General features: G+C 63.0%; 22 protein-coding genes and 2 pseudogenes. 13 read left to right on the top strand and 11 right to left on the bottom strand.

Translation table 11 applies throughout. The annotated features are described in order from the left end of the window. Both J3489_RS35865 and J3489_RS35860 read right to left on the bottom strand, forming a co-directional pair. Window positions 1–464: ABC transporter permease family protein (locus J3489_RS35865; RefSeq protein ID WP_508617105.1), on the bottom strand; the 464-nt coding region annotated here is incomplete at its 3' end. Further along, entirely contained in the window at window positions 464–1,504 is a 1,041-nt protein-coding gene (locus J3489_RS35860; protein WP_207005546.1) for an ABC transporter substrate-binding protein, read from the bottom strand. The genes J3489_RS35860 and J3489_RS35865, both read right to left, overlap by 1 nt. 368 nt (window positions 1,505–1,872) lie before the next feature. On the opposite strand from J3489_RS35860, the gene J3489_RS35855 reads away from it, so the two are divergent. After that, window positions 1,873–2,187, top strand: a complete 315-nt coding sequence (locus tag J3489_RS35855; RefSeq protein ID WP_207005545.1) for a hypothetical protein — start codon at window positions 1,873–1,875, stop codon at window positions 2,185–2,187. Between the two features lie 132 nt (window positions 2,188–2,319). Here J3489_RS35855 and J3489_RS35850 read toward each other — a convergent pair whose 3' ends face one another. Both J3489_RS35850 and J3489_RS35845 read right to left on the bottom strand, forming a co-directional pair. After that, window positions 2,320–2,640 carry a hypothetical protein gene (locus tag J3489_RS35850; RefSeq protein WP_207005544.1) on the bottom strand — a complete coding sequence of 107 codons (321 nt, stop codon included), beginning with the start codon at window positions 2,638–2,640 and terminating at the stop codon, window positions 2,320–2,322. Between the two features lie 133 nt (window positions 2,641–2,773). Next, complete coding sequence (locus J3489_RS35845) at window positions 2,774–3,313, bottom strand: cytochrome b (RefSeq protein ID WP_207005543.1); 540 nt, start codon at window positions 3,311–3,313, stop codon at window positions 2,774–2,776. 387 nt (window positions 3,314–3,700) lie between these two features. Between J3489_RS35845 and J3489_RS35840 the strand changes: the two genes are divergently transcribed. After that, complete coding sequence (locus tag J3489_RS35840; RefSeq protein WP_207005542.1) at window positions 3,701–4,198, top strand: carboxypeptidase regulatory-like domain-containing protein; 498 nt, start codon at window positions 3,701–3,703, stop codon at window positions 4,196–4,198. A 115-nt stretch (window positions 4,199–4,313) separates the two neighbouring features. Here the strand turns inward: J3489_RS35840 and J3489_RS35835 are convergent, their stop codons facing one another. The 6 genes and pseudogenes from J3489_RS35835 to J3489_RS35810 all read right to left on the bottom strand — a co-directional run bounded on the left by J3489_RS35835 (window position 4,314) and on the right by J3489_RS35810 (window position 9,380). After that, entirely contained in the window at window positions 4,314–5,063 is a 750-nt protein-coding gene (locus J3489_RS35835) for an SDR family NAD(P)-dependent oxidoreductase (RefSeq protein WP_207005541.1), read from the bottom strand. Between the two features lie 58 nt (window positions 5,064–5,121). Continuing rightward, a complete protein-coding gene (locus J3489_RS35830; protein WP_207005540.1) occupies window positions 5,122–5,616 on the bottom strand; it encodes a DUF3237 domain-containing protein in 495 nt (164 codons plus the stop codon). A 61-nt stretch (window positions 5,617–5,677) separates the two neighbouring features. Further along, window positions 5,678–6,193, bottom strand: coding sequence for an NIPSNAP family protein (locus J3489_RS38190; RefSeq protein ID WP_242540575.1), 516 nt, complete (start codon window positions 6,191–6,193; stop codon window positions 5,678–5,680). Window positions 6,194–6,334: 141 nt separating this feature from the next. After that, window positions 6,335–6,514: pseudogene (locus J3489_RS35820) on the bottom strand (asparaginase domain-containing protein); the annotation flags it as partial. Window positions 6,515–6,570: 56 nt separating this feature from the next. Beyond that, window positions 6,571–8,151 carry an aldehyde dehydrogenase (NADP(+)) gene (locus J3489_RS35815; protein WP_207005539.1) on the bottom strand — a complete coding sequence of 527 codons (1,581 nt, stop codon included), beginning with the start codon at window positions 8,149–8,151 and terminating at the stop codon, window positions 6,571–6,573. A 101-nt stretch (window positions 8,152–8,252) separates the two neighbouring features. Beyond that, the gene (locus J3489_RS35810) at window positions 8,253–9,380 is read right to left on the bottom strand and encodes a porin (RefSeq protein WP_207005538.1); all 1,128 of its coding nucleotides are present in this window, start codon (window positions 9,378–9,380) and stop codon (window positions 8,253–8,255) included. 584 nt (window positions 9,381–9,964) lie between these two features. Here J3489_RS35810 and J3489_RS35805 point away from each other — a divergent pair. The 9 genes and pseudogenes from J3489_RS35805 to J3489_RS35765 all read left to right on the top strand — a co-directional run. Further along, window positions 9,965–10,996, top strand: coding sequence for an ABC transporter substrate-binding protein (locus J3489_RS35805; protein WP_207005537.1), 1,032 nt, complete (start codon window positions 9,965–9,967; stop codon window positions 10,994–10,996). 3 nt (window positions 10,997–10,999) lie between these two features. Continuing rightward, complete coding sequence (locus tag J3489_RS35800) at window positions 11,000–11,833, top strand: ABC transporter ATP-binding protein (protein ID WP_207005536.1); 834 nt, start codon at window positions 11,000–11,002, stop codon at window positions 11,831–11,833. Further along, window positions 11,833–12,672, top strand: a complete 840-nt coding sequence (locus J3489_RS35795) for an ABC transporter permease (RefSeq protein ID WP_207005535.1) — start codon at window positions 11,833–11,835, stop codon at window positions 12,670–12,672. The genes J3489_RS35800 and J3489_RS35795 overlap by 1 nt, the downstream gene beginning before the upstream one ends. A 37-nt stretch (window positions 12,673–12,709) precedes the next feature. Further along, a complete protein-coding gene (locus J3489_RS35790) occupies window positions 12,710–14,095 on the top strand; it encodes an FAD-dependent oxidoreductase (protein ID WP_207005534.1) in 1,386 nt (461 codons plus the stop codon). Then, the gene (locus J3489_RS35785) at window positions 14,092–15,273 is read left to right on the top strand and encodes a CaiB/BaiF CoA transferase family protein (protein ID WP_207005533.1); all 1,182 of its coding nucleotides are present in this window, start codon (window positions 14,092–14,094) and stop codon (window positions 15,271–15,273) included. Before J3489_RS35790 ends, J3489_RS35785 begins: the two co-directional genes overlap by 4 nt. After that, on the top strand, window positions 15,270–16,043 hold the full coding sequence (locus tag J3489_RS35780; RefSeq protein ID WP_207005532.1) for an enoyl-CoA hydratase-related protein: 774 nt from the start codon (window positions 15,270–15,272) through the stop codon (window positions 16,041–16,043). The genes J3489_RS35785 and J3489_RS35780 overlap by 4 nt, the downstream gene beginning before the upstream one ends. Then, window positions 16,043–16,378 carry a ferredoxin gene (gene fdxA, locus J3489_RS35775; protein ID WP_207005531.1) on the top strand — a complete coding sequence of 112 codons (336 nt, stop codon included), beginning with the start codon at window positions 16,043–16,045 and terminating at the stop codon, window positions 16,376–16,378. Before J3489_RS35780 ends, fdxA begins: the two co-directional genes overlap by 1 nt. A gap of 9 nt (window positions 16,379–16,387) precedes the next feature. Continuing rightward, window positions 16,388–17,302, top strand: a complete 915-nt coding sequence (locus tag J3489_RS35770; protein WP_207005530.1) for a LysR family transcriptional regulator — start codon at window positions 16,388–16,390, stop codon at window positions 17,300–17,302. A 20-nt stretch (window positions 17,303–17,322) separates the two neighbouring features. Then, window positions 17,323–17,613, top strand: a pseudogene (locus J3489_RS35765) (flavin reductase family protein); the annotation flags it as partial. Between the two features lie 111 nt (window positions 17,614–17,724). On the opposite strand, the gene J3489_RS35760 reads toward J3489_RS35765, so the two are convergent. Next, window positions 17,725–18,408, bottom strand: coding sequence for a TetR/AcrR family transcriptional regulator (locus tag J3489_RS35760; RefSeq protein WP_207005529.1), 684 nt, complete (start codon window positions 18,406–18,408; stop codon window positions 17,725–17,727). 353 nt (window positions 18,409–18,761) lie between these two features. On the opposite strand from J3489_RS35760, the gene J3489_RS35755 reads away from it, so the two are divergent. After that, on the top strand, window positions 18,762–20,324 hold the full coding sequence (locus J3489_RS35755) for a DHA2 family efflux MFS transporter permease subunit (protein WP_207005528.1): 1,563 nt from the start codon (window positions 18,762–18,764) through the stop codon (window positions 20,322–20,324). A 4-nt stretch (window positions 20,325–20,328) separates the two neighbouring features. After that, window positions 20,329–20,766, top strand: a complete 438-nt coding sequence (locus J3489_RS35750; protein WP_207005527.1) for a MarR family winged helix-turn-helix transcriptional regulator — start codon at window positions 20,329–20,331, stop codon at window positions 20,764–20,766. Window positions 20,767–20,855: the final 89 nt, after the last annotated feature.

The raw sequence follows: 20,855 nt of genomic DNA, 5'->3' as shown, positions 1-20,855 counted from the left end.
CCGAGCCCGAACAGCATGAGCACCGGGATCAGGTACACGAAGCTCGGCAGCGTCTGCATGATGTCGAGGATCGGCAGCAGGATGCGCCTGAGCCACGCGCTCCTCGACGTCAGAATGCCGAGCGGCACGCCGAGCACGACCGACAGCACGGTCGCCACGAGCATCAGCGCGAGCGTCTGCATCAGTTTGTCCCACAGCCCGAAGCAGCCGATCGCGTAGAGCAGCAGCACGAAGAAGCCTGCGACGCCAAGACGCCGCGTCGCATTCCAAGTGAGCGCGCCGATCGCGATCAGGAGCAGCCACGGCGGCACCGCACGCAGCGCGCCTTCGAGCGGCACCAGCAAATAGCGCAGCAGCGTCGTGCTGAAGTCGTGGAAGCTGTCGCCGTACGCCGCGACGAACGATTGCACGGCGTCGTTCACCCAGTCGGCGATCGACAAGTGTAGGAAAAACGAATTCATCATCAGCTCGCGAGGCTCGCCTGGATCTTCGAAGCGACGTCGGCCGGCACCCACTGCTTCCACATCTCGGGATGCGTGCGCAGGAAGTCCGTGGCCATCGTGCTGCCGTCGAGCTTTTTGGTGTTCATGTCGAGGATGGTCGCGTTCAGGAAGTCCATCGGGAACTTGACCTTGTTGAAGAGCGCGATCAATTGCGGGTCCGCTTCGTAGAACGGCGTCGACACGCCCACCGTGATGTGCGACACCATGTACGACGACGCGCATTGCGACGTGCTGCTTTCATTACGCAGCGTCTGCCAGCAGGCGTCGTTGTACGGCGGCATCTTGAGCTCGGTGAGCTTGTACTTCGCCATCAGCGCGGCCGGGCCCCAGTAGTAGAAGAGGATCGGCTTGCCGCGCGCGTAGGCCGACGCGATCGCCGCGTCGAGCGCAGCGCCAGTGCCGGGGCGGAAGTTCGTATAGGAGTCGTCCAGCTTGAGCACCTTCAGAAGACGCGTGTTCACGCGCTCGCAGTCCCAGCCGCTCGGGCAGTTGAGGAAGCGGCCCTTGTTGGGCTCTTCGTCGTCGGTGAAGAGGTTCTTGTATTTCGGCAGATCGGACACGGAAACGAGCCCCGGCGCCGACGGTTTGATGCCGCGCGCAGGGTCGCCCTTCACGACATATTCGGGAACGAACCAGCCTTCCTTCGTGCCGCCCGGCAGCGTATCGCCGACCAGCTTGACGCTGCCCGCAGCGACGGCCTTCGCCGTGATCTCGCTGCGGCCCGTCCATTGCTCGGCCCAGACCTGGATGTCGTTGTGCGCGAGCGCAGTTTCGGTGGCCGCGGTGCTGCCGGGCACGACGTCGGTCTTGCAGCCGTAGCCCTTCTCGAGAATTTGCCGCAGCACTTCAGTGGCGAACGCGCCGCTTTCCCAGGTGATGCCGGCAAAGTGCACGGTCTTGCCGGAGGCGCACCAGTCGCTCGGGCTGGCCGCGTGAGCTGCGCCGCCGGTGGCAAGCACGAGAGCGGCGAAGAGCGCCGCGCGAAGTTGTTTGAATCGCATCGTTGACCGTCTCCAATATCAATGTCGTTCTAAGACTTGTACTTGTGCCGACCGCACCCTGATCCGTTTTGGGTCAGGCGGGTATCGTGATTGTGCTGTCGAGCCCGGTTCCCGAAGAATGGATTTTTTGTGGGATTAGGTATGAGCCAGACTCAATTTCGGGTTTCTACCGAGCGGGGCGGGGCGCACGGGAAGCGCCTTGCAACTGACTGTTGCAAATTCGGAAACTTGAAGGCGATTGAATCGCCCCTATCTCGAAACTCTTTAACGCTCCGGGACCCAGCTTCGACAGCGGTGATTGCCGCACCGGTCGACAGCTTGTGGTCCGGTTTGCTTTCATTTGTCCGACAGTCTTTCGGAGCGATGGAATGCTGAGACACGCAAAATACTTCGTCACCATTTTCGCGGCAGGACTGCTCGGCGCATGCGCGAGCGGCCCGGCCATCACGCCCACCGGGCAGGCCAATACGTATGTGATTACCGCCGAGGCCGCGGGCGGATCGCTCGCATGGGGCAGGGCGTGGAACCAGGCCAATGACCGCGCGGATCAGTTCTGCAAGCAGCGCGGCATGCTGGCGTCCACGAAGTTGGTGAGCACGTCCGGGATCGGCGCCATGGAGACGCACGAGACGACGCTAACCTTCACATGCCATCCGGACTGGACTGCCGCCCGCAAGAATTGAAGGCGGCGTCAGGCCCCACCGCGATCGCTGATTGCGCCGGCGCGGCAACTGCGGTGAGTTCTCGCGCTGCGCGCGGAAGGATTGGCGAAGCCGTTCGCAGTGGCGGCGTCCGGCTTCGGCCGTTGGTGCTCGTCATACTTCGCGGCCAAGGGCGCGGTGCTCGCCGCGTTTGACGTGCTTGCTGAGGTGCGATTGTGAATGCAGGCTCGCGCGATCGGCTGCGCGGGCATGCCCTTTGTCGCGATCCGCCGCGATCGGACTATTCGTGTTGCTGAAACCCTTGCTGCTCATATGGCTCGCTGACATGCCGCCTGCGTGACCGGCACCTGCTCCCATCCCGCCGTTGCCGCCGCCACTGCCTCCGCCGTTGCCGCCGCTGTGCGCGAAAGTCGGCGCGGACGCGCACGCCAGCACACAGGCCGCCGCCGCTATGATCGATCGTGCCGCTGTCATTGTTGTCTCCCTGAATGTCGTTTTCGATGCCGGGATTGTATGAAGCGCGTGGCCGGCGCGAAACGTCGTATGTGTAATTGTCTGTAAATACTGTTTCCGGCCGGGTGCCGCGCACCGTGTGGGGCACCGCCTGCTAGGGCCTCATCCGATTCAGAACCCGGTCCTTGAGGACGAACTGGTGAAACAGTGCGGCGGCGAAGTGCATGCCGATCAGCGCCAGCAGTGCCCAGGCCAGCACGCCATGGATGTCGCCTGCCGCATGTCCGAATGCGGAGTTGGCGGGAGCGAGTGCCGGCAGCGGCAAGACGCCGAGCAGCTTCACCGCCCAGCTTCGCGACGAGGCATTGGCCCATCCGAGCAGCGGCACCGCTACGAGCGCTGCATACAGCAGAAAGTGCGTACCGCGCGAGAGCACAGCCAATAGTGGCGGCAAGTTATGAGGAGGCGGCCGGTGCGTGACGCGCCAAACGATCCGCAGGGCGATGGCGGCAATCAGCGTCGCGCCAATTCCGAGGTGCCAGGCGATGAGGCCTTGGGGTTGCGTATCACGGTGCACGTCCGGCATGACCCAGCCAACGACGAACTGCGCAACGATCAGGACGAAGATCAGCCAGTGAAGAAAGCGCGCCATGCCGTCGTAGGTCTGGTCGCCGTGCTGTTTGAGGTTTGACATCGCCAATCCAGAGACATTGGGGAATGGGAATTCTGCTCGACTTACCTTAGGCGAACCTTAGGTGAGTCGAGTTTTTGAGCGAGGAGCCGTGGCGCCGAAGGCCATCTTGGGGGCAAATGTGCGCAACCGAACGTGCTCGCTCAAACGTGAAAACAGTCAAATTTGGAATGGTGCCGAATACGCAGATGAACACGATCGCGGAGACGCTCAGTTATGCTCATCGATGCAATTCCCGAGATCGGTACCTGCGGATTATCCAGACGTAACACCCGGTTACCTCTTGCGAGGAACGTTGACATCCGGGGGCGGGTCCCTCTCATGGAGGGGTGGCGATGGTTGCCGCACTCTTCGGACGTTTGGGGCAGGTCCCCGAAGAGGAGGGAAACGATGAATACTCAACCTCGTCGGCGGCGAAACGCCGTGATGGCTGCGGTGGCCGCAGCGACCCTTGGGCTCACGGGCGGCGTCGGCGCGCAGCAGGCCAGCGACGTCACGGGCGGCACCACGACCGACAACACCAGTGCAGGCAACGTCAACGGCGGCGGCATGCCGCAGATCCAGAGACAGGGCGATGTGTCGTTCGTGTCCGGCGGTGTCGGTCAGGACGAATCGAATGCCCTGCAAAGCGCGCAGAGCCAATGGCCGTTAGCGCTGCTCTTTGCGGGTCCGGGCTCGGACTATCTTGCCGACGTCCACGTCAATATCGTCGACGCGCGCAGCGCCCAGGTGCTGAACGCAACGTCACGCGGCCCGTACATGCTGGTCCGGCTGCGTCCAGGCCGTTACATTGTGCAAGCGTCGTACAAGAACCACGATCAGAGCAAGACCGTCACGATTCCGGCCACGGGTACCGCCAGGACGGCGTTCTACTGGAGCACTCAGTAGTCACGACGCTAACGTTGCAACCCGAGGGTCAAGCAGGCTGGCGCAGTGCAGTAGACGCAAAAAGGGCGCTCATCATGGACTTCGCTTCGGGAAAGCGCTTCCGTTCCCTGCTGCCTCACGAGGCCGTTTTCCCGCCGTTGATCCGGACGATCTCGCCAGTGAGGTAGCTTGCCTTGTCAGACGCGACGAACACGACGGCGTCGGCGATCTCCTCGGGGGTTCCCGCACGCTTGAGCGGAACGCTTGTGAGAAAGGCGGTTTTCCGGTCGGCGTTGCCGGCAATTCGGTTGAGCATCGCGGTCTCAACCGGACCCGGAGCGATGGCGTTGACGCGCACTCCTGATGCAGCGCCCTCGATAGCCGCCGATTTGGTCAGGCCTTCAACCGCGTGCTTGCTTGCCACGTAGAGGGACAGGTTCCCTGCGCCGCGCGAGCCCATCGTAGACGAGATGTTGACGATGCTGCCGCTGCCCTGCGCGAGCATCGCGCGCATCTCGTGTTTCAAGCTGAGCAGTGTGCCGAGTACATTGGTATCGAAGACGGCGGCATAACTCTCAGGAGTGCTATCCGTAAGCGGGCCGGACGGACCTTCGGTGCCGGCAGCGTTGACTGCCACATCGAGCCGGCCAAAGCGCGCGACGACTTGATCGACAAGATTGCGGACTTCGTCTTCGAAACGAACATCGGACTGTAAAAACTCTGCTTCCACGCCGAGCGTGCGAAGTTCCTCAGCCAGTTTCCGGCCCTCTTCCGCGCGCCGGCCGGAGACGACGACATGCGCGTTTTCACGGGCGAAAGCCAGTGCGGTGGCACGGCCAATGCCGGTCAGTGCGCCTGTGATTAGAACGACGGGATGGGTGGACATGACTTTTCCTTGGTGAAGTTCGGGATTACGGCTGAAGGCAAAGATCTCGGTCCTCTGCTTACAGGACTTCAAACACGCTATAAACGGGACCATGTTTGAAGCGGTGACCCGTGCCGACCGCAATGACCCGATTTAGAAATTCATACTTTCCGGCGGGCGCTTCGAAGATCGGATTGATGCGGAAGTAGTAGCTCGCGGGGTCGACTTCTTCGCCTTTCTCCAGCCGCTGGATCACATCGGCCGCGCCGTGGCGGATGCCGCGGTACGCCATCGTGATGTTCGTGCCGTCGCCGGTCTGCAGGATCAGGCGCACATCGAGCGCAGTGCTGCCGTCGCTGCGTACGGCCTGCCAGTCGCTGCCGCCGTCCAGCACCTTGCCGCTCAGCCGAACGCCCGTGAAAGTCCCGGACGGCACGATGCCTACGCGGCGAAAGGGCCCCGGCGTGTCACCGACGATCACGATGGGTTTGACATCGAGGCGCATCACGAACAGAGGGCGCGTTTGCACGCTCCTGAGCGGTGCGGGAAGTTCGTCGAAAACGGGGGTAGACATCGTATTCCTCGCGGCAGTTGAGGGCATGCAATCGAGTCGCGTACGGGTGTGTTTCGGGTTGTTACTTCAGCGGCGAGAAGTCGGTTGGACGCATGATGCGCGACTCCATGCTGACGAAAATGTCGAGTGCCTTCACCTTGCGGCCGAATTCCTGCCAGCGGCTGTCCGCCGCCATCCGGTCGCGACGTTCGATGCGATCGTCGAGGCTCTTGTAGGCCCAGATATGCACGATCTGGCTGATATCGCCGATTTCAGTCGTGAAGAAGCCAATCAGCTCGCCGAGAAATTCCTGTTGAAGCGGAAGGCCTTCGCTCTTGTATAAAGCAAGCCAGTCGGCGCCGCGCAGCGGCTTGAACGTATAGGTGCGGATTTCGTAAAGCATCTGATCTCTCGGTGCAGTGAAACCGCCGGATGCGATGATCGGGCCGCAGAACACCTTGCGCAGCGTGTCCGGCAAACCGGCGGTTCGACGCTTTACAATGCGGTAGGCGCCCTGTTGCCCCTTGTTCGCTAATCTAGTGGGCGATTGCTTAAAGCAAAAAGACTTTCTAGGCTGGTGGGCATGCCCGTGAGGCATGGGATGGGATGGGATGCGGGCGGCGCGCCCCCACCGGCACGCGTCAATATCGATAAAAGGCGGCTTGCAGCGCCCCCCGTTCGTTCGGGTTGCTCAGCATCGCCAGCATCAGCAGGATGCGGGCTTTTTGCGGCGCTTGAATGACGCGCCGGAGCTCATGGCCGATGGCGGCCGCATCGATCCGACGACGACGACAGGCATTGCGCTCTTTAAGGTCAGGTGCAGAAAATAGGCCGTTTCTTCGATGGTGTCGGTGCCGTGAGTGAGAATCACGCCGTCGACGTCGTCCTCTTTGAGCACCGCGGAAACCCGCTTGCCGATCGGACCGGCGCGTTTGCAGACGATGCAAGCGTGCGTTTTCGCTCGGCTTGCCTCCGCTACCGACGGAGTTGCAGCTTTCCGTCCATGCGTCGGTTGAGTGAGAGCGGGTTCGTGGTTTTAAGCGCGTCGGGCAGCAGCGCTTCGGGCATGTCCTGATAGCTGACCGGGCGCAAGAAGCGCTTGATCGCGAGGCTGCCCACCGACGACGAGCCGCCGTTGGACGTCGCCGGGTAGGGGCCGCCGTGCACCATCGCATGTCCGACCTCGACACCGGTGCCAAAGCCGTTGACGACGATGCGGCCGGCGCGGCGCTCGATAGTGCGCACGAACGTCTGGGCGTCCGCATGGTCGTTCTCATCGATATGCAATGCGACGGTCAACTGTCCGTCGAGCCGTTCAAGCAATGCACGCATGGTCGCAAGATCGGGGCAGCGCACGATGAGCGATGATGCGCCGAAGATTTCGTCGTGCAACTCGCTCGCTCGCCTGAACGCCTCGGCGTTCGTCGCGAACAGCGCGGGGCGGCCACCGTGCAGTGCGTCGCTGCTGCCGCGCAACAACGTAACGACATCGGGGTGCACGGCCATCCGCTCGACGCCGGTTTCGTAGGCGCGGTGAATGTCCGGCGTCAACATCGGCGAAGCCTGCGTGTCGGTCAATGCCGCGGTGGCCGCGGCAATGAAACGTTCGAGCTCTGGACCCTCGACTGCCAGGATTAGCCCGGGGTTCGTGCAGAACTGACCGCTGCCCATGGTCAACGCCGCGGCAAATTCCCGGGCGATTGACTCCGCGCGGGTCGATAGCGCCTGCGGAAACAGCAAAACGGGGTTGATGCTGCTCATCTCCGCGTAGACGGGGATGGGTTCGGCCCGTGCCGCGGCGATGCCCATCAATGCCGTGCCGCCGCGGCGCGAACCTGTGAAGCCGACGGCCTTGATGCGCGCATCGTTCACGAGGGCCTGCCCGATTTCCAGGCCGCTGTCGAACAGGAGCGAGAAGGTGCCCTCCGGCATGCCGCAGTCGTGCACGGCCCTCTGGATCGCCCGCCCGACGAGTTCGGACGTGCCTGGATGGGCTGAATGCGCTTTGACGACGACGGGACAACCCGCCGCCAGCGCCGAAGCCGTATCCCCTCCCGCCACCGAAAACGCGAGGGGGAAGTTGCTCGCGCCGAATACGCCGACCGGACCCAGCGCGATATGGCGCAGGCGCAGATCGACGCGCGGCATCGGCTGCCGCTCCGGCATAGCGGGGTCGATGCGCACGCCAAGAAAATCGCCTTCTCGCACGAGCGCGGCAAACATCCGCAATTGCCCAACGGTGCGTGCGCGTTCGCCCTCGATGCGCGCGCGCGGCAACCCGGTTTCACTCATGCAGCGCGCGATCAGCGTGTCGCCGAGTTCCAGGACGTTGTCTGCGATAGCCTCCAGAAACGCGCTGCGTTTGGCGAGCGACGTCTCGCGATAGGTATCGAAGGCTTGGGCGGCGAGCGCGCAGGCCTCGTCCAGATCGGCGTACGCTGCGCCGCCGAAGACCGGTTCGAGCGTGGCGCCATGGGTTGGGTCGATGGCCCGGATCTCGCCATGGCTGCCGCGAACGGACCGCTGGCCGATCAATAGGTTGCCGGAAATCTGCATGCGTTTGTTCCTTGAATCGAAGAGGGTCGGTGCGACGGGGACACGCCGCGACGGGCGCCCCGGCAGGGTGGCTGGTTCATGGCCGTGTCGTCGTGACCGCCCTACCACTTGTGCCGCATGCCGATGACGGCCGAGACTTGCGTCGTAGTGGCCGATGGCGAAAGCGAATAGATCTGTGCGAATTTCGCGTCGCCCGCCGCCTTCTGAAAAATCCCGACGAGGAAAAGATCCGTGTTTTTGCTGAGGAAGTAGTCGGCCCCCGCGTTCACCTGATGCCATTTCGGATTGTTGTCTTGCGGATGGTAGGCGCCGGTCGTGAAGATGTACGCGGCGCCGAGCAAGAGGTTCGGGCGGACGTAATCGGTCAATGAAAGCTCGGCGTTTTGCAGCGACAGCCGGGAGGTGTCGAGATATTCGAACATTACGTTCGTATAGAGCAGCGAAACCCTCGCGGTCCCGAGTGAATAGGCGCCGCCTGCACCGAACATCCGATGCTTGCTCACGCTCGAGCCCGTCGCCGGATTGGTGATGAAGGGCGACGAGAAACCGTAGTCGTTGACCACCGCGCCATTGGTGTTGTTCGAGTCATTGGGGTTGTTGACCTGCACATACGCTGCCCCGAGCGTCAGCGGTCCGTTGGCGTACTGTGCTCCAGCGCTATAGGCGTTGTTATCCGAGAAGCCACCGGCCTTGTTCGAAAAACCATAAAGACCTTCGATCTGAAGGCCGTGGTAGTTGATGCTCTTGTACTGGACTGCGTTGTTGATGCGGAACGTGTCGAACACGTTGTCGCTGTCGCCGATATGGGCGCCATACGCCGCAAACTGGCATGCCGACTCGAAGCCGCACAGCGTCACCGCTTCATCGTATTGTCGCCCGATCGTTACGGTGCCGTACCTGTTCGACGAGAGTCCGACGAACGCTTGCCGTCCGAACTCGCGGCCGCCTTGCGAAAGCGTCCCATTGGCGAGGGAGTAGCCGTTCTCCAGCGTGAAGATGGCATTCAGACCGCCGCCGAGATCTTCGGTCCCTCTGACACCCCAGCGAGGCGTTTGCATGGGTCCGCTCGCGAATTGCCACGTTGAGTGACCGTGGTGATCGGCGCCTACCTGGTTGTTTGCGTAGACGATGCCGGTCGAGATCAATCCGTAAAGCGTCACGCTGGATTGGGCAGAGGCGGCCTGGCAGGCGAGCGCGGCCGCCGCAAGAACAAAGAGACGTCGAGTCATGGTTACCTTGAATATCTGTTTTGCAGCGTGAACGATCGATCCATGCGCATATAAGTAGGATTGCGAAACGAATGCCATGTGATTTGAAGCTTGTTGCTTCGAACGGACTCCAGCAGGTTGCCGGGTGGCGACTACACGGCGATCCGGACGCGATGCAAGGCAAGCCTGCCCGTCAGCGTGAAAGCAGTTCGTAACGAATGCCCCGCCGTTCGGTACCGTATTGCATCGGGCGCTTCATGGCCAATCCCTTTTGGCGAGCTGATTCTTGCGGAATTGCGAACTGACTCTTGCGGAATGGCGAACTAATTCTTGCGGAACAAAATTCTCGCCGCCTAGCACTGATTTTGGCCACCAGCGAGCTAATTTTTCGCTCGATCTCCGGCCACCAGTGCACGATTCGCGCACGGCACGTCCTGGCTTACGAGATCCTTGCGCAGGCGGAGTGAGCGAATTTTGGCATCGAGCGTCTTCAAAATTGATGCTTGCGGGGACACTTCCGGCTACTGACAATAGGTTTGGCCGGCAACACTGCGAAAAGAGCCAGACCGGCTCCCTGAACCCAAAAAGGATCACCGGACATGGAGATGTCAACAATCGAAAATGCCGAACGCCGCCGCGTGTTGCGGTTGACGCTCGCGGCGGGCGGCATGGCTGCGGCAGGCGCGCTGCTTTCGGTGCGCGCTTTCGCGGACAACAAAGTAACGGTCAACATGCAGCTCGGCTGGATTCCGGGCGGCAACCAGGTCGCCGAGGTCGCGGCGAAGCGGCTCGGCTTCTACGAGCAAGAAGGGATCGATTTCCACATCCAGCCGGGCGGGCCGAACATCGACGGGGTTGCGATCGTCGCATCGGGGCGTTTCGAGGCCGGCGAGATCTCGTCGAGCCCCTCGATCATGCTGGCGGTCTCCCAGGGCCTGCCGATCAAGTGCATTGCCGTCGGGCTTCAGCAGCATCCCTATACGTTCTTTTCGCTCAAGAGGAAGCCGATCCGCACGCCGCAAGACATGATCGGCAAGCGCATCGGCATCCAGTCGACGGGCATCGTGCTGCTCAAGGCGCTGCTCGCGAAGAACAAGATCCCGGAAACTCAGGTCGATATCGTGCCGATCGGCGCGGACATGACGCCGCTTTTGAGCGGGCAGGTCGAAGCGGTGACGGGTTGGCAAACGAACACCACGGCGCTCAAGCCGCTCGGCGCCGACCGCGTCGATCTGCGGCTGTGGGACGCCGGCGTGCGGCTCTACGCGCTGCCGTACTACACGACGCTCGCGACGCTCAAGGATCATCCCGACACCATGACGCGCTTCATCCGGGCGACCGCCCGCGGCTGGCTCTACGCAAACGCGCATCGTGACGAAGCGGTGGACCTGCTCGTCAAGGAATATCCGAACCTGAACCGCGCCGACGAGCGCGTCGCCATCGATTCGCTGATGGGCTACGCGTTCGACGCGGCCACCAAGGCCCAAGGCTGGGGGACGATGGACAGCAAAGTCTGGGAAGAGCAGATCGACATGTACGGTCAGCTCGGCCAGTTCGCCGCGCATCAGCCCAAGGTCGAGGACGTCATGACGATGGATGTCCTCAATGCCACCCGGCCATCCCGACTTCTGGTGTAACCCATGCATGCTGCCACTTTGAATCCGCCGCGCGCGGAACAGCCCGGCTCGTCTCTTGTGGAGCCGCCGGACGCCGATGCGTCGATCAGCTGCCGCAACGTCAAGGTGCGTTTCTTCACCGACCGGCGCAGCGTCACGGCCATCGAAGGCTTGAGTCTCGACGTTGCCGCAGGCGAATTCCTCACGCTGCTGGGCCCGTCGGGCTGCGGCAAGTCGACGCTGTTGCGGGTCGTCGCCGATCTCATCAAGCCGAGCCGCGGCGACATTCGCGTGCTCGGCGCGGCGCCCCAGGTCGCACGCGAGCGCCGCGACATCGGCTTCGTGTTTCAGGACGCCGCGCTGTTGCCGTGGCGCACGGCGCTCCAGAACGTGCAGTTGCCGCTCGAAATCGCGCGCGGCAAGGCGCGAGCCGGCCGCGCGACGCCGCGCGAGCTGCTCGAGCTCGTCGGCCTGAAGGGGCGCGAGGATGCGTACCCGCACGAGATGTCCGGCGGGATGCGTCAGCGCGTTGCGATCGCGCGCGCGCTCGTCAGCGACCCGAAGGTGCTGCTGATGGACGAGCCGTTCGGCGCGCTCGACGAAATCACGCGTGACCGCCTCAACGAGGAACTGCGCCGGGTCTGGAAGGAGTTGAACCTGACCACGCTGTTCGTTACGCACAGCATTTATGAAGCGGCGTTTCTCGGGCAGCGCGTGCTGATGCTTGCCGCCAATCCGGGCCGCGTGAGGGAGATCGTGCCGGTCAACCTTCCGGAAGACCGCACGCTCGATATCCGCGAGACTCGCGAATTCGTTGAACTGGCTGCATATCTGCGGCGCGTACTGGAGACCTGCTGATGGCTACGTCCGAGATCCCGTTGAACCTGCCGCCCGAGGCGGCGGACCCCGAGGCGCAGGCCTTCCGGGCGCGCCGCCGCCAGCAGGTGTGGCGCTCGCGCAGTCTGCCGGCGCTCGGCGTCGCCGGGCTCCTGTTCGCGTGGTGGGCAGTGGTGGCGGGCTTTCATGTGAAGCCCTTCATCGCGCCGTCGCCGTGGCTCGTGCTGCAAACCCTGGTCAGCAAGAGCGACCTGCTGTTGCAGAACATGGTGCCGACCGCGATCGAGGCCGCCGGCGGCTTCCTGATCGGCAACCTGGTGGCGATCCTGCTGGCCACGCTGTTCGTTCACAGCAAGACGCTGCGGGAGATCTTCTATCCGGTCGCCGTGATGATCAACTCGATCCCGGTGGTCGCGAAGGCGCCGATTCTCGTGCTGATCATGGGCAACGGCCTCGAACCGAAGATCACGATCGCGGCGATCGTCTGCTTCTTCCCGACGCTGGTGAACATGGTGCGCGGGCTCGAGGCGGTCAATCCGCAGGCGATGGAGCTCATGCAAATCCTGTCGGCAAGCAAACGCGAGGTCTTCTTCAAGCTGCGCCTTTATGCATCGCTGCCGTATCTTTTTTCGGCGCTGCGCATCGCCGCGTCGATGTCGGTGATCGGCGCCGTGGTCGGCGAATGGATCGGCGCGACGCAAGGCATCGGCGCGATGATCATCCAGGCGACTTACAACTTCGATTCGGCCCTGCTCTACACGGCGATCATCATGAGCGCCGTCCTGTCAGGCCTGTTCTTTCTCGTGATTACGGTGCTCGAGCGCTGGCTCGTCAAGTGGCAGCCCGAAAGCGCGCATTGAGCCCGAGCGACACCATCCACCTCAGAGAGGAGCTTCAATGAACACAGTCAGTGACTGGATCCAGGAGCCCGCACGCGACGTTCGCGTGGCGGCAAAGGCGAACGTCGTCGTGGTCGGCGGCGGGCCCGCGGGGCTGTCGGCGGCGATCGGCGCGGCGCGCAACGGTGCCAAGGTGATCCTGCTCGAGCGATACAACCACCTCGGCGGGCTTGCTTCGGGCGGCATGGTACTCGTGCTCGACGACATGTGGGACAACCACTTGCACGAGATTTCGGTGCGCGGCACCTGCATGACGTTTATCGAGCGCATGGCCGCACGCAAGCTCGCGATGTTCCCGCGTTCGCACGAATGGGGTGAAGATCCCGCGGCCTATCGGCAGTGGGGGCGCTGGGGCACCTTCGATTTCCACGTCCAGAAGACGCCGCATCCTGTCTGTTTCGCGGTAGCGTTCGATCCCGATGGGATGAAGCGCGTGGCGCTGGAGATGGTCGAGGAACTCGGCATAGAGTTGCGTCTGCACTCGTGGTTCTCGCGCACGCTGGTCGAGGACGGCACGGTCAAGGGCGTGATTTGCGACACGAAGAGCGGCCGCGAGGCGATCCTCGCCGATGTGGTGATCGACGCGACCGGCGACCTCGATGTTGCGGCGTCCGCGGGCGTGCCGCATGTCGGAGGCACCTACATCACGACGACGGTGTTTCGCCTGGGCGGCGTGGACACCGACGCGGCCGAGCGTTTCGAGGCAGAAGAGCCGGATGCGTTCGCCGCGCTCGATCGCCAGATCAAGCGCATTCTCGGCGGATCGTGGGGCTACTGGTGGCTCAAGACGCCGCTGCCCGGCGTCGTCTGGTGCAATTGCCCGCACATGCCCGGCCTCGACGGCCTCAAGCCCGAGGACCTCACGCGCGCGGAAGTGCAGGGCCGCAAGCACATTCATGCAGCCGTCGATTTCGTGCGTGAAAAGTTGCCCGGTTTCGAGAACTGCTACGTGGTCGATGTCGCTCCGCAAACCGGCGTGCGCCAGACGCGTCTGCTCGAAGGCGAATACGTGATGACCAAGGAGGACCTCGCGCAGCGCACCCGCTTCGAGGACACCGTGGCGCGCGGACGCGACTACTACATGCCGTACCGCGTGCTGCTGCCCAAGCAAGTGGACAATCTGCTCGTCGCCGGCCGCCACTATTCGGCGACGTCCCAGGCGCAGAAGATGTCGCGGGAAATTCCGCCTTGCATGGCAATGGGCGAAGCGGCCGGTGTTGCCGCGGCGCTCGCGCTGGGCGCGGGCGTTTCGGTCCGCAACGTCGATGTGCGTGCGTTGCAGAAGACGCTGCGCGCACAGGGCGGCGATCCGGGCGATCAGGTGGGCCGCAACGCCGACATCCCGCCGCTTGCCGTTCATATCGACGCACGGGAGGCGGCATGACCGGCGCCAACAGCACGCCAGGCGCGCGCGAATTGCCGCTCTCGGGCGTGCGCGTGATCGATCTCACGCAAGTCATGATGGGGCCGGTCTGCACGCAGATGCTCGCCGACTACGGCGCGGACGTGATCAAGATCGAGCGCAAGGGGGCAGGCGACCTGAGCCGCTCGACGTTCGAGCCGGTGGCCGGCGCCGACAATCCGATCTTCTGCAGCCTGAACCGCAACAAGCGCAGCGTGGCGCTCGACTTGCGCGACGCGCAGCAGATGGCGGCCTTGAAGACGCTGATCGCGGATGCGGATGTTGTCGTCAGCAACTTCCGCGCTGGCGTGATGGACCGCATGGGCCTCGGCTACGAAGCGTGCCGCAGCCTGAATCCGCGCATCGTCTATGCGGTCGGCTCGGGCTTCGGCGAAACCGGGCCGTATGCGCACAAGGGCGGACAAGACGTGCTCGCGCAGGCGATGAGCGGCGTGATGGCGCGTCGCGCCGACGAGTCGCTGCCGATCTCGGTGTATCCGACGGCGCTTGCGGACTATTCGGCCGGCATGCACCTGATGCAGGGCATCCTGCTCGCGCTGCTGCATCGCGAGCGAACCGGCGAGGGGCAGAAGGTCGACGTGTCGCTGTACAACTCGATGCTGGCGATGCAGATGCAGGAAGCGGCGATGATCATGATGCAGGACTCCGAAGTGAACTGGGCTGCGATGCCGCTCTCCGGCGTATTCGATACTCAGGACGGTCCCCTCGTGCTGGTCGGCGCGTTCAAGCCGAATCCGCTGCGCGACATCTGCGCGGCGCTGCAAATCGAGGACCTGTCGATCGATTCGCGCTTTGCCAACCTCAACGAGCAGTTCCGCCACAAGGCCGAACTGCACCGCATCTTCCGTGAGCGCTTTGCGAGCAATACGCGCGAGTTCTGGCTCGCCCGGCTCGAAGAGCAGGACCTGCTGTGCGCGCCGGTGCGCGATCTGCGCGAAGCGCTCGTCGATCCGCAAACGCTGCACAACAAGATGATTCTCGAAGGCGAGGGCGAAGGCCAGCCGGTGCGTTTCATCGGCAGCCCGATTCAGCTGTCGGGTGCGATAGTCGGCCTGCGGCGAGCGCCGCCGCGGCTCGGACAGCATACCGAGGAAGTGCTCCGCGAACTGGCGGACGGCGTCGCCACGGAGGCATCATGACCGTACGCCTATCAATCGATCAGCACGTCGCCAGAGTCACGCTCGCGCGCCCGGAGGCGCTCAACGCCGTCGATCTCGAGACCGAAGACGAGTTGCAGTGCATCTGGACGGAGCTGGAGCACAACCGGGACGTGCGCGTCGTGGTGCTGACCGGCGAGGGCGAGCGAGCGTTCTGCGTCGGCGCCGACCTGAAGAATCCTTCGATAAGCGGCCTCGAATACTGGGCGGCACCGCGACCCGGCGGCTTCGGCGGCATTGCGCTGCGCGAGACGCTCAACGTGCCCGTGATTGCGCGCGTCAATGGTTACGCGCTCGGTGGCGGCTTCGAGATGGTGCTCGGTTGCGATCTCGTGATCGCGTGCGAGGAGGCGAGCTTCGGCTTGCCCGAGGCGCTTGTCGGGCGCATGCCGCTCGACGGCGGCATGACGCTGCTGCAACGCCAGATTCCGTATCGCCAGGCGATGGCCATGCTGCTGACCGGCCGCCGCTTGTCCGCGCGCGAGGGCCTCGAGATGGGTCTCGTCAACGAAGTCGTGCCGCGCGCCGAACTGGACGCCGCCGTCGACCGATGGGTCGAAGCGGTGCTCGCGTGTGCGCCGCTGTCGCTGCAGGCGATCAAGCAGGTCGTCAGACGCACGTCCACGCTGTCGCCGGCTGAAGCGCAGGCGCTGCGGCTACCGGCTCTCGTCGAGGCGCTGCAATCCGAGGACGCATACGAAGGCGTGCGCGCCTTCCAGGAGAAACGCAAACCCCGCTGGAGCGGACGCTGATGGCCTATGTGATCACCTCGCCGTGCATCGACGTGAAGGACGGCGCGTGCGTGAAATGCTGCCCCGTCGACTGTATTTACGAAGGCGAGCGCACGCTCTATATACACCCCGGCGAATGTATCAACTGCGCCGTGTGCGCGTCGGTGTGCCCGACCGAGGCGATCTTCCATGAAGAGGAACTCCCGCAAGCGGAAGCGTCGTTTGCCGCCGTGAACCGGGAGTTCTTCGACGCGAGCGTGAGTGCGCTCGGCTCGCCGGGTGGTGCATGTGACGTAGGCAAGGTGGCCTGTGACCATCCCAAAGTTGCGGACTGGCCGCCGCGGATCATGTCCTGAGAAAACGAGATGCATGCGAACGTCCTGAAGTATTTCGTCGAGGTGGCGCGGTGCAGTTCGATCCGCAAGGCCGCGCAGAATCTCTATGTCGCGTCGAGCGCGGTCAACCGGCAGATCCTGAAGCTGGAAGCGGAGATGGGAACCGAGCTGTTCGACCGGCTGCCGAACGGCATCCGCCTGAACGCGGCCGGCGAGCGCGTGTTGCAGCACATTCGTGCGACGCTGAACGACTTCCACCTGATGCGCAGCGAGCTCGACGATCTGAAGGGGGAGCGCAAGGGGCACGTGTCCGTGGTTGCGATGGATTCGCTGTTCGTCGATTTCCTGCCCGCCACGGTCGAGGAGTTTTCCGAGGTCTATCCGGCCGTGACGTACTCGATCGCCGCGGTGCCGCCGCACGACGTGCCGGCGCGACTCGTCAGCGGTGAGTACGACATCGGCATTTCGTATATCACGAAGCTGCCGGCAGGCCTCGACCCGGTGCTTGAAGTGTCGCTGCCGCCGGGCGTGGTCATGGCGGCGTCGCATCCGCTCGCGAAGCGGGAGCGAATCAGCTTCGACGACTGCCGTTGCCACGCGTTTCTGCGGCTCGAAGGGCGTTCACCGATCCAGGGCGTCGTGACGACCAATTTCCCCGAGATCTGGGAATCGCTGCAGCCGAGCGTGACCTGCAATTCGACGACGCTGCTCAAACGGCTGATCGCGTCGGGGAGGGGCATTTCATTCTTTTCCAAACTGGCTTTCCTCGACGAGCTCGCGCGCGGCGAGGTGGTGTGGCGTCCGCTCGATGACGAGAATGTGAACGCGCTTACCGTCGGCATCATCGCACCCAGTCAACGGGCGCTGCCGCACGTCACGGTCGAATTCCTCGACCGCATTGTGCGGCGTCTGAAGCATGTCGAGCTGTCGCTGCAGGGAGCCTGATCGAATCGGGAGCAAGCAGGCCACGCGTGGCCGAAAGCGCCGTCAACTTCGAATGCAAGCTCACCGAAGTGGTCCAGCTTCGCGATCACAAGCGTACGCCTGTCGCCGCCTGGCTCGTGTTGGGAGAAGTCGTCGCCGTGCACATTCGTAAAGACCTGCTTAAAGACCTGCTTAAAGACGGTCTCTTCGATACCTTCGGCGCAGGCATTATCCTTCGCGCAGGCGGCCCTTCGGCCTATGCGCTCGTCGCACCCGAGAGTCGGTTCGACATTAGCCGACCGCCCGGGGTGAATCATCCCGCCACGAGATGAGAGGCGCCGGGGGGCTTGCCGTGATGGAGCGTCACGCTCTGTCTAACCGATGCGGACTGCGCGCACCCCTCGGCGGTCGGTGCTATGCAAAGGCATAGAGTGGACTCGGTGTCAGCCAGCCGCGGCGTTTTTTTGGAATGCACGCAGAAATGCAGTGACCGCGTCTTTTGCCCATCGGTCCCGTTGGGCGGCGGACGCGGGAGAATCAGGGTGCGTCAGGCATTGCATCTGCGCTTCGCCACGCACCATATTCACGAAGAGCGAGGCTGCGCAATCGCGTCCGATGCCGCCGAGCTCCACTTCCCCTCTCGACTCGGCGGCTTCCAACGTCTGAGCGACGGCGTTATTCATGGCACCCGGGCCAGCTAGATAGAAGCGTCTTCCAAGTTCGGGAAACCTCGGCGCTTCGGACACGATCGCGCGATACAGAGCCAATCCGTCACGCGACAGCAAAAGCTCCAGGTATGCCTGCGCTATCGCGTTGAGCATCCCCGCAAGGCGCTTCTCCGGGAATGTGTGCTTGCGGATCGTTTTCTGAAACAGCTCGCATTCGACTTCGACGACCGCTACGAACAAGGTTTCCTTGTTCGGGTAGTGCGAATAAACCGTCGATTTCGATACCCCGGCGGCTTGCTGGATCATGTCGGTGGTCGCGGCGCTAAAGCCATTGGCCAAGAAAACAGCTCTTGCCCCTGCAAGAACAAGACGTGCCTTTTCGGACTGGGTTGCCGCCCCATCAGACGAGAGGCACTGGGAAGACAGGGTCGTCTTCGAGCGCCCTGAGGAGATAGCCATAGGTTCCGTCGCTGGTGAAGTAAAACGGGACGATACCACAGAAGCAGCTTAGATCGAACCGTACGGTATGATACGAAATTGACATTAATTATCGAAAAATACGGGCTGTAACGTGAGTCACTTGACGGAACCGAACCGATCGGTTTAGTATTCATCGCATGTTGTTCTTGATCCGGGGCGGTGTTGAACCGGCGCTTGTCGGACTTTACTCGCTGGAATTCGCGGCTTTGTGCCGTCTCCTCGGCAAGTTGCTCGACGGATGAGCCATTTTTTTTTACCTAAATATCTGACATATCAGATAAATGGCGCTGGTTTCAGGACAGCCGGCCGCCCAACCCCTTAAAGGATGCAACATGAACCCGCCAAATACCGCAGGCGCTCCCGCACCATTGACTGGCTGGCAGTTCCTGATAGGTACGTTCGCCGTGTCCCTCGCGACCTTCATGAATGTGCTGGACTCGTCGATCGCCAACGTCTCGATCCCGACGCTGTCCGGCGACCTCGGCGTGTCGGTCGACGAAGGCACGTGGGTCATTACCGTGTTCTCCGCGGCCAACGCGGTGTCGATTCCGCTGACCGGCTGGCTCACGCAGCGGGTCGGGCAGGTCAAGCTCTTCGTGGTCGCGATCCTGCTGTTCGTGCTGTCGTCGGCGGCATGCGGCCTGGCACCCAACCTGATGGTGCTCCTTGCTGCACGGGTCGTGCAGGGGGCGGTGGCCGGGCCGCTGATCCCGCTGTCGCAGGCGTTATTGCTCGCTTCGTTTCCAAAGGAGAAAAGCTCGAGCGCGCTGTCGCTCTGGTCGATGACCGCAACGGTCGGACCGATCGCCGGTCCCGCCTTGGGCGGCTGGATCACCGACAACTACAGCTGGTCGTGGATCTTCTATATCAACGTGCCCGTCGGCATTTTCGCCGCAGCGGTGATCTGGGCGCTCTACCGCAAGCGCGAAACGCCGTCGCGCAAGCTGCCGATCGACAAGGTCGGGGTGCTCTCGCTCATCGTCTGGGTGGGCGCGCTGCAGATCATGCTCGACAAGGGCAAGGATCTCGACTGGTTCAATTCCCCGACAATCTGGGTCTTGTCGATCGTCGCGCTGATCGCATTCCTGTTCTTCCTGATCTGGGAGCTGACCGAGGCCAAGCCGATCGTCGACCTGCATCTCTTTACCGGACGCAACTTCCTAGGCGGCACGGTGGCGATTTCGGTCGCGTACGCAATCTTCTTCGCCAACCTCGTGATTCTGCCCACCTGGATTCAGGAGTATCTGGGCTACCGGGCTGTCGATGCGGGGGTCGTGACGGCACCGCTCGGCATCTTCGCCGTGCTCCTTGCGCCGGTGATGGGCAAGATCATGCCGAAGTCGGACAGCCGCGTGCTCGCCACGCTTGCGTTCCTGGGGTTCGCCGGCACGTTCCTGATGCGCTCGTGGTACACGACGGGCGTCGACCCCTACACGCTCGTGCTGCCGACGCTGCTGCAGGGCATCCCGATGGCGCTGTTCTTCACGCCGCTCACGGCGATCATCCTGTCGGGTTTGCCGAAGGACAAGATTCCGGCGGCCGCGGGTCTCTCGAACTTCGTGCGGGTCTTCGCCGGCGCGGTGGGCACGTCGCTCCTCAGTAACACCTGGAACGACCGGACGATCCTGCACCATGCGCAGCTCGCCGAGCAGACCAGCATGAACAACCCGAACTACGTGCACGCGCTCGCCGGCATTCAGGCGACGTTGCACGCGAGTCTCTTCAAAGCGCAGGCCTTTTTTGAAACGCAGTTGAACGCACAGGCGGCAATGCTGGGTTTGAATGACGTGTTCTGGCTGTCGGCGGCGCTCTTTGTCGTGATCATTCCGCTCGTCTGGGTGACCAAGCCCAGCAAGGATGGGGCGGCGAGCGCAGCGGGCGCGGGCGGTCATTGACGCCATGGAGCACTACACGACCGAAAGCTTCTCGCTGACGCAAAGCGTGGGGTTCATGCTGACCAAGGCGCGCAACCTGCTCATTGCGGAAATGGATGCGGCCCTCAAGGAGCTCGACATCACCAGCCAGCAGATGGGTGTTCTCCTCGCGATGCAGCGAGGCTGGGCCTCCACGCCGTTCGAGCTCTCGAAGGTGCTGTCCGTCGACACCGGCCTGATGACGCGGATGCTCGACAAGCTGGAAGCGAAGGGGTTGCTGGAACGCTCGCGCAGCGCGGACGATCGCCGGGTGGTCAACCTGGTGCTGACGAAGAAGGGCGAAGAAGTCGCGGCCGAGATTCCGAAGATCGCGCCGGAAGTGCTGAATGTGCGGCTGAGGAAATTCACGAAGGCGGAGTTCGATGAGTTGGGCCGCCTGCTGCAGAAATTCATTGGAGAGTGAGCGCGGCAACGCGCCCCCCTTTTTTAACCATTAATCCGACAGGTCAGAGAATGAAGTTGCAGATAGCTCAACCCGGCAGAGGCATCCGC

The sequence above is a fragment of the Trinickia mobilis genome, from assembly GCF_017315705.1.
GTDB classification, from domain to species: Bacteria; Pseudomonadota; Gammaproteobacteria; order Burkholderiales; family Burkholderiaceae; genus Trinickia_A; species Trinickia_A mobilis.
The sequence above is the reverse complement of the archived record's forward strand: the minus strand, read 5'-3'. Positions and strand labels throughout refer to the sequence as shown.

Excerpts from the sequence above, each read along its gene's own strand:
- J3489_RS35860 (WP_207005546.1), bottom strand. The coding sequence starts at position 1,504 with ATGCGATTCAAACAACTTCGCGCGGCGCTCTTCGCCGCTCTCGTGCTT.
- J3489_RS35855 (WP_207005545.1), top strand. The coding sequence starts at position 1,873 with ATGCTGAGACACGCAAAATACTTCGTCACCATTTTCGCGGCAGGACTG.
- J3489_RS35850 (WP_207005544.1), bottom strand. The coding sequence starts at position 2,640 with ATGACAGCGGCACGATCGATCATAGCGGCGGCGGCCTGTGTGCTGGCG.
- J3489_RS35845 (WP_207005543.1), bottom strand. The coding sequence starts at position 3,313 with ATGTCAAACCTCAAACAGCACGGCGACCAGACCTACGACGGCATGGCG.
- J3489_RS35840 (WP_207005542.1), top strand. The coding sequence starts at position 3,701 with ATGAATACTCAACCTCGTCGGCGGCGAAACGCCGTGATGGCTGCGGTG.
- J3489_RS35835 (WP_207005541.1), bottom strand. The coding sequence starts at position 5,063 with ATGTCCACCCATCCCGTCGTTCTAATCACAGGCGCACTGACCGGCATT.
- J3489_RS35830 (WP_207005540.1), bottom strand. The coding sequence starts at position 5,616 with ATGTCTACCCCCGTTTTCGACGAACTTCCCGCACCGCTCAGGAGCGTG.
- J3489_RS38190 (WP_242540575.1), bottom strand. The coding sequence starts at position 6,193 with ATGCCTCACGGGCATGCCCACCAGCCTAGAAAGTCTTTTTGCTTTAAG.
- J3489_RS35815 (WP_207005539.1), bottom strand. The coding sequence starts at position 8,151 with ATGCAGATTTCCGGCAACCTATTGATCGGCCAGCGGTCCGTTCGCGGC.
- J3489_RS35810 (WP_207005538.1), bottom strand. The coding sequence starts at position 9,380 with ATGACTCGACGTCTCTTTGTTCTTGCGGCGGCCGCGCTCGCCTGCCAG.
- J3489_RS35805 (WP_207005537.1), top strand. The coding sequence starts at position 9,965 with ATGTCAACAATCGAAAATGCCGAACGCCGCCGCGTGTTGCGGTTGACG.
- J3489_RS35800 (WP_207005536.1), top strand. The coding sequence starts at position 11,000 with ATGCATGCTGCCACTTTGAATCCGCCGCGCGCGGAACAGCCCGGCTCG.
- J3489_RS35795 (WP_207005535.1), top strand. The coding sequence starts at position 11,833 with ATGGCTACGTCCGAGATCCCGTTGAACCTGCCGCCCGAGGCGGCGGAC.
- J3489_RS35790 (WP_207005534.1), top strand. The coding sequence starts at position 12,710 with ATGAACACAGTCAGTGACTGGATCCAGGAGCCCGCACGCGACGTTCGC.
- J3489_RS35785 (WP_207005533.1), top strand. The coding sequence starts at position 14,092 with ATGACCGGCGCCAACAGCACGCCAGGCGCGCGCGAATTGCCGCTCTCG.
- J3489_RS35780 (WP_207005532.1), top strand. The coding sequence starts at position 15,270 with ATGACCGTACGCCTATCAATCGATCAGCACGTCGCCAGAGTCACGCTC.
- fdxA (WP_207005531.1), top strand. The coding sequence starts at position 16,043 with ATGGCCTATGTGATCACCTCGCCGTGCATCGACGTGAAGGACGGCGCG.
- J3489_RS35770 (WP_207005530.1), top strand. The coding sequence starts at position 16,388 with ATGCATGCGAACGTCCTGAAGTATTTCGTCGAGGTGGCGCGGTGCAGT.
- J3489_RS35760 (WP_207005529.1), bottom strand. The coding sequence starts at position 18,408 with ATGGCTATCTCCTCAGGGCGCTCGAAGACGACCCTGTCTTCCCAGTGC.
- J3489_RS35755 (WP_207005528.1), top strand. The coding sequence starts at position 18,762 with ATGAACCCGCCAAATACCGCAGGCGCTCCCGCACCATTGACTGGCTGG.
- J3489_RS35750 (WP_207005527.1), top strand. The coding sequence starts at position 20,329 with ATGGAGCACTACACGACCGAAAGCTTCTCGCTGACGCAAAGCGTGGGG.